Here is a 7,053-nt window from a genome sequence, read left to right on the forward strand (position 1 = left end):
AGCTACAAGCGCAGAGCAAGTGGCGTGCCATCGGTTTTTTATTCTTCAAAAAGTCGCTGCTTTATTGTTATTTCGACTGTTTCGAGCCCTTTTTCATTGGGCGTGCAACCGTCTAAACCGCGGAAGGTGAAACCATTTACTTTTTTAGGCGCAACCCTCGCGCGCCATCATTGCAACCGCGGCGCCAAACGACGTGCAACCGGCCTGTAACAGCGTGCGTCACCGAACTGCACACTGCTGGTGCGCAACTGCTACAAACCCGCACCATTACAGGCTAGTCGTTGCGCCAAAAAGCGCCGCTTCGCGCAACATATTTCCTTGATCAGATGACAATCCGCAGGCACTGGCCCGCGTGATAGAGCGAAAACCCGGCCTCGTACAGACAACTGCGCAGGCCCACCCCGGCCAGTGGTTGCATGGGCGCAAAGGGAATCGGTAGCGCCTGCGGATTTCCGTTACACAGATAATCGGCAAAAGCTTTACCGACCACCGTGCCAGTGGTCACGCCACGGCCGTTGTAACCGGTCACGGCCACCAAACCGGGCGCCGGCTCGAACAACCGCATCAAGTGATCAGGGGTAAAAGCAATGCAACCGGTCCAGGCGCATTCCCAGTCCACTGGTTTGAGGTAAGGGAAATAATGCTGCTGAACCCGGTCGGCCCAGGCCTTGAGGAACCACGTGGGTTTCTGATTGCCGTTGCCCAGGCTGCCGAGCAACAACCTGCCGTGACTGTCACGGCGGATGCTGCTGAGCACCTGACGGGTGTCCCAGGAACCCTGGCCACCGGGCAAGATCAGTTGCGCGGCTTCTTCGGTCAGCGGCGCGGAAGCCACCTGATAGTAATAACCGGGGAAAAAACTGCGCCGCAGTTCAGTCCAGTCGCCTTCGGTGTAGGCGTTGGAGGCGATCACCACCTGCTCGGCCATGACCGAGCCGGCGTCGGTTTGCACCGACCAGCGTTGGCCCTGACGTTCGAGCCGGGTCACCGGCGAATGATCGAACAACTGACCACCCAAATCCGCGGCAGCCTTGGCCAGACCGCTGGTGTACGCCATCGGATTGAGCGTGCCGGCGCGACGGTCGAGCAACGCGGCGGCGATCTTTTTAGTCCCGGTGGCCTGCTCGCACGCCGCACCGGTCAACAACTCCACGGGCGCGCCGCGGCGCTTCCATTGTTCTTCACGACTGCGCAAATCGGCTTCGCCACGGGCGTTGTGCGCCATGTGCAGCGTGCCTTCGCGGCGTAACTGGCAATCAATGTTGTATTTGTCGATCAGGCTGAACACCAAAGCGGGTGCCGCGCCGAGCATGCGATTGAGCTGGCTGCCGATCGCTTCGCCGAACCCGGCTTCGATCTCGTCCGGAGGAATCCACATCCCGGCGTTCACCAACCCGACGTTACGCCCCGAACCGCCCTGCCCGCAGCGCTTGGCCTCGAGTACGCAGACGCTTTTGCCCTGTTCCAGCAAATGCACCGCCGCCGATAAACCGGTGAAACCGGCGCCGATCACACAGACGTCTGCCGTGACCTCACCCTTGAGCGCCGCCCGGTCAGGCCGTTGCGGCGTCAGTTTTTCCCATAAGCATTCTTCGCGTAACGGCATCGCCAGACTCCAAAAATGAAACCTAACCTACCTGATCGTTCCCATGCTCCGCGTGGGAATGCCTCACCGGACGCTCTGCGTCTGCTCTCGATGTGACGCGGAGCGTCACGGGCTGCATTCCTTTGCTGCGCGTGGGAACGATCATCCGGGGCTTAGTCGAACGTGATCCCTTGGGCCAACGGCAACTCCAGCGAGTAGTTGACGGTGTTGGTCTGGCGGCGCATGTAGCCGCGCCATGCATCGGAGCCGGACTCGCGACCGCCGCCGGTTTCTTTCTCACCGCCAAAGGCGCCGCCGATTTCCGCACCGCTCGGGCCGATGTTGACGTTGGCGATGCCGCAGTCGCTGCCCACTGCCGACATGAATTGCTCGGCCTCACGCACGTCAGTGGTGAAGATGCACGACGACAGGCCTTGTGGCACCGCGTTGTTCAGGCGTAGCGCTTCGGCGAAGTCCTTGTAGCCAACCACGTACAGAATCGGCGCGAAGGTTTCGCTGCGCACCACATCGCTCTGCTCCGGCATTTCGACGATGGCCGGCGAAACGTAATAGGCGTTCGGAAATTTGTCTTCAAGCTGACGCTTGCCGCCAAACACCCGGCCGCCTTCGCTCAAGGCTTGTTCCAGCGCGTCCTGCATGTTTTCAAAGCTGTGCTTGTCGATCAGCGGGCCGACCAGGTTGCCTTCCAGCGGATGGCCGATGCGCACTTTGGAATACGCTGCCTTGAGGCGGGTGACGATCTCTTCCTTGACCGACTCGTGGGCGATCAAGCGACGCAGGGTGGTGCAACGCTGACCGGCGGTGCCGACTGCACTGAACAGAATCGCCCGCACCGCCATGTCGAGGTCGGCGCTTGGGCCGAGAATCATCGCGTTGTTGCCACCCAGCTCCAGAATGCTGCGAGCAAAGCGTGCGGCGATTTTCGGCGCCACTTCGCGGCCCATGCGGGTGCTGCCGGTGGCGCTGATCAAGGCCACACGCGGGTCGTCCACCAGCGCTTCACCGGCATCGCGGCCGCCGATGATCACCTGGCTCAGATACTCCGGCGCATCGCTGAAATTCTTCAATACGCGCTCGAACAGCGCCTGGCAGGCCAGTGCGGTGAGCGGGGTTTTCTCCGACGGCTTCCAGATCACCGAGTTGCCGCAAACCAGTGCCAGCGTGGTGTTCCAGGCCCAGACCGCGACCGGGAAGTTGAACGCGCTGATCACCCCGACCACGCCCAGCGGATGCCAGGACTCACGCATGTGGTGGCCTGGACGCTCGGAGGCGATGGTCAAGCCGTAGAGCTGGCGCGACAGGCCGACGGCGAAGTCGCAGATGTCGATCATCTCCTGAACTTCACCCAGACCTTCCTGAGTGATCTTGCCGGCTTCCCAGGACACCAGCTCGCCCAGATCCGCCTTGTACTCGCGCAGCACTTCGCCGAACTGACGCACCAGTTCGCCACGACGCGGTGCCGGAACCTTGCGCCACAGGTCGAACGCATGCTCTGCGCGACTGACCTGCTGCTCGACTTCAGCAGCGCCTTCCCAGTTCACGGAGGCCATCAGGCTGCCGTCGATCGGTGAATGCACGGGCTGTTTGCCGTTCTGGTACAGGGCCGGGTTCACCCCCAAACGATCAAGCAATGCGGCAACCATGGGTCACTCCTTCAACGTGAAAAGCAGAAAATTCACAGCCCGCAGACGAGGGGCTTCAGGCCTATAGTTGTAGCCGCCCCGAGACTTGCCAACAAACGACGATTAAGCGAGATATCATTCCGTTTATTCATGCAAAGCGTTGCAACTAGAACAAGGGCCCTCCGATGCTGAATAAACGCCACTTGCCGTCAATCACCGCGCTGCAGTGTTTCGAGGCAGTCACTCGTCACCTGAGCTTCACCCGCGCCGCCGAAGAGCTGAACCTGACCCAGAGCGCCGTGAGCAAACAGGTCGCACAACTCGAAGAGCTGTTGCAGCACCTGCTGTTTCGCCGGGTACGTCGACGCCTGCAAATGACTCCGGCCGGGGATTTGTACCTGGTTGAAGTGCGAAAAATTCTCTCGCAAGTCGAGATGTCGACCCACTACCTGCGTTCCTACGGCGGAGAGACCGAAGTATTGCGCGTGTCCACGCCGTCAACCTTCGGCGCTCGCTGGCTGGTGCCGCGCCTGAAAGGCTGGCGCCTGCGGCATCCGCATATTCACCTGGACTTGTGCACCGAACAGGAAGCCGACGACTTGCTGCAAGGGCGTAGCGACCTGGCGTTCTATTTCGGCCAGGGTTCGCGGCCCGGCACCGAATGCCTGAAGCTGTTTGGCGAAGAGCTGGTGCCGGTCTGCGCACCGGGCAGCCTGCCGGAGCAGCCTTTCACCGACCCGACGCAACTCAGCGATCTGGTGCTGCTGCAAAGCGCCTCGCGGCCCCAGGCCTGGCACGACTGGTTCGACAGCCAGGGCTATCAAACCGAGCACAGTTATCACGGGCCACGCTTCGAAACCTTTTATATGTGCATCCGCGCCGCACAAGTCGGCTGCGGTGTCGCCCTGTTGCCACGGTTTCTGGTGGAAGAGGAATTGGCCGACGGTAAACTGGTCATCCCCTGGCCGCACGCAATGCCCAGCAGCGACGCCTATTACCTGGCCTATCCCGAACATTCGGCGGAAGTGCCCAAGGTGCGCGATTTTGTCACCTGGATGCTGGAGCAGATCGATAGCCCGGACACGTCGCAGAATTGAGGCCTTACACAAAACCTGTGGCAAATGGAATTTGTGGCGAGGGGGCTTGCCCCCGCTGGGTCGCGCAGCGGCCCAAAAACCTGTAATTACATTGCATCAGGCATACCGCGTTCATCGGATTTTGGAGTGCTGCGCACTCCGACGGGGGCAAGCCCCCTCGCCACAGGAAGCGCTCGCACGCTAAAAAAATGCTGGCAATACAGCCCGCCGATATGCGCCACTAGCCCCATTCATTGAAACAGCTGAAACGTCGCTGCCATCGGCGGCGGCCAGCCTGGAGATTCCCGTTATGAGCGAGAGTGTGTTTGCCGATCGCATCGTGCAGAACTTGCTCGACACCGACTTCTACAAACTGACCATGATGCAGGCGGTGCTGCACAACTACCCCAACGTTGAAGTCGAATGGGAGTTCCGCTGCCGTAACAGTGAGGACCTGCGCCCCTACCTGGCGGAGATTCGTTTTCAGATCGAGCGTCTGGCTGAACTGAGCCTGAGCAACGATCAGTTGAGTTTCCTGGAACGCATCAGCTTCCTGAAGCCGGATTTCCTGCGCTTTCTCGGGTTGTTCCGCTTCAACCTGCGCTACATCCACACCGGCATCGAGAACGGCGAGCTGTTTATCCGTCTGCGTGGGCCGTGGTTGCATGTGATTCTGTTCGAAGTGCCGCTGCTGGCGGTGGTCAGCGAAGTGCGCAACCGTTATCGCTACCGTGAAGTCGTCATGGAGCAGGCCCGCGAGCAGCTCTATCGCAAGTTCGACTGGCTGAGCGCGAATGCCAGCGCCGATGAACTCTCGCACCTGCAGGTGGCGGATTTCGGCACTCGCCGGCGCTTCTCCTACCGTGTGCAGGAAGAAGTGGTAAACGTGCTCAAGCACGACTTCCCCGGACGTTTCGTCGGCACCAGCAACGTGCACCTGTCCCGCGAGCTGGACATGAAGCCGCTGGGCACCATGGCTCACGAATGGATCATGGCGCACCAGCAACTCGGCCCGCGACTGATCGACAGCCAGAGCGCCGCCCTCGATTGCTGGGTTCGCGAATACCGCGGCCTGCTGGGGATCGCCCTGACCGATTGCATCACCACCGATGCCTTCCTGAGCGATTTCGACCTGTATTTCGCCAAGCTCTTCGATGGCTTGCGCCATGATTCCGGGGACCCGATTGCCTGGGCCGAAAAAGCCATCGCCCACTACCATAAGCTCGGTATCGAGCCGATGAGCAAGACGCTGGTGTTTTCCGACAGCCTGACACTGCCAAAATCGCTGGAGATATTCCGCGCGTTGCAGGGTCGGATCAATGTCAGCTTCGGTATTGGCACCAACCTGACCTGCGATATTCCGGGTGTCGAACCGATGAGCATCGTGCTTAAAATGGCGGCATGCAACGGTCAACCCGTCGCCAAGATTTCCGATGAAGCAGGCAAGACACACTGCAAAGACCCGAATTTCGTCGCCTATTTGCGACATGTGTTTCAAGTACCTGCCGCCCTCTCTGGCACATCAAGCAAGGAGTGAATTCATGCAAGCCGTACAGCGTGAGATTGCTGAACAGCTCAAGGTCCAACCGCCCTTCGTAAACCTGGCAGCCCTGGAGGCTGAAGTCGCACGGCGGATTACCTTTATCCAGGATTGCCTGGTCAATTCCGGGCTCAAGACGCTGGTGCTGGGCATCAGCGGCGGCGTCGACTCGTTGACCGCCGGCCTTTTGGCCCAGCGGGCCATGCGCGAGTTACGTGAGCGCATCGGTGACGCAGGCTACAAGTTCATCGCCGTACGCTTGCCGTACGAAACCCAGTTCGATGAACACGATGCGCAAGCCTCGGTGGACTTCATCGCCCCGGATGAGCGCCACACCGTGAACATCGGCCCGGCAGTCAAGTCGCTGGCCAGTGAAGTCGCGGCCTTCGAAGGCAAGCACGCGGTCTCGGTGGACTTTGTATTGGGCAACACCAAGGCGCGGATGCGCATGGTTGCGCAATACACCATCGCAGGCGCCGCCCACGGCCTGGTGATCGGCACTGACCACGCAGCAGAAGCGGTGATGGGTTTCTTCACCAAGTTCGGTGACGGCGCCTGCGACCTCGCACCGCTGAGCGGCCTGGTGAAAAACCAGGTCCGGGCCATCGCCCGCAGCTTCGGCGCACCGGAATCGCTGGTAGAAAAAATCCCGACTGCCGACCTTGAAGATCTGTCACCCGGCAAACCGGATGAAGCGTCCCACGGCGTGACCTACGCCGAGATTGATGCTTTCCTGCATGGTGAGCCGGTGCGTGAGGAAGCGTTCAAGATCATCTGTGACACGTATCGCAAGACTCATCACAAGCGGGTGATGCCGTTTGCGCCGTAAGTGACGATTGGAACGTAAACAAAAAACCCACTGGGGGAGTGATCCACAGTGGGTTTTTACTTGTAAACCGTCTTGAATCACTTGGCACAGTGACTAATCACCGTGAATGCGACGATCTCTATGTAGTCAAATTGAATCTCCGAGAGGGTGAAAATCGTCCATTACCATCCAGCTCTCGGACCTTGTACGTTACATATACCAGACCACTGGACGACAGGTCGACTGAGGTACTCCAGCTCCCATCAGGCTGAACCGGGATGACATCTACCGGTATTGTTGGACTGACTCCCAAGAACAACTCAACAGAACGATCAGGAGTAGCCTCGCCTGCGGATTCCACGGCCATCCGGCCACCTATTCCATGAGCATCCGGCCACTGA

The 7,053-nt window shown here is 59.8% G+C and carries 5 protein-coding genes; 3 read left to right on the forward strand and 2 right to left on the reverse strand.

Annotated elements, in window-relative coordinates; genetic code table 11:
- Positions 1-322: 322 nt before the first annotated feature.
- Both amaA and amaB read right to left on the reverse strand, forming a co-directional pair.
- Positions 323-1,606 carry an L-pipecolate oxidase gene (gene amaA / locus BK658_RS17080; protein ID WP_123583285.1) on the reverse strand — a complete coding sequence of 428 codons (1,284 nt, stop codon included), beginning with the start codon at positions 1,604-1,606 and terminating at the stop codon, positions 323-325.
- A gap of 152 nt (positions 1,607-1,758) precedes the next feature.
- Positions 1,759-3,249: an L-piperidine-6-carboxylate dehydrogenase gene (amaB, locus tag BK658_RS17085; RefSeq protein ID WP_123583286.1), complete on the reverse strand. Its 1,491-nt coding sequence runs from the start codon at positions 3,247-3,249 to the stop codon at positions 1,759-1,761.
- Positions 3,250-3,413: 164 nt separating this feature from the next.
- Between amaB and BK658_RS17090 the strand changes: the two genes are divergently transcribed.
- From BK658_RS17090 to nadE, 3 genes are all read left to right on the forward strand, one after another.
- Positions 3,414-4,325 carry a LysR family transcriptional regulator gene (locus BK658_RS17090; protein ID WP_123583287.1) on the forward strand — a complete coding sequence of 304 codons (912 nt, stop codon included), beginning with the start codon at positions 3,414-3,416 and terminating at the stop codon, positions 4,323-4,325.
- Positions 4,326-4,614: 289 nt separating this feature from the next.
- Positions 4,615-5,841, forward strand: a complete 1,227-nt coding sequence (pncB, locus tag BK658_RS17095) for a nicotinate phosphoribosyltransferase (protein WP_123583288.1) — start codon at positions 4,615-4,617, stop codon at positions 5,839-5,841.
- A gap of 4 nt (positions 5,842-5,845) precedes the next feature.
- On the forward strand, positions 5,846-6,673 hold the full coding sequence (gene nadE, locus BK658_RS17100) for an ammonia-dependent NAD(+) synthetase (RefSeq protein WP_123583289.1): 828 nt from the start codon (positions 5,846-5,848) through the stop codon (positions 6,671-6,673).
- The last annotated feature ends 380 nt before the right edge of the window (positions 6,674-7,053 follow it).

The organism is Pseudomonas brassicacearum (assembly GCF_003732175.1).
Lineage (GTDB): Bacteria > Pseudomonadota > Gammaproteobacteria > Pseudomonadales > Pseudomonadaceae > Aquipseudomonas > Aquipseudomonas brassicacearum_G.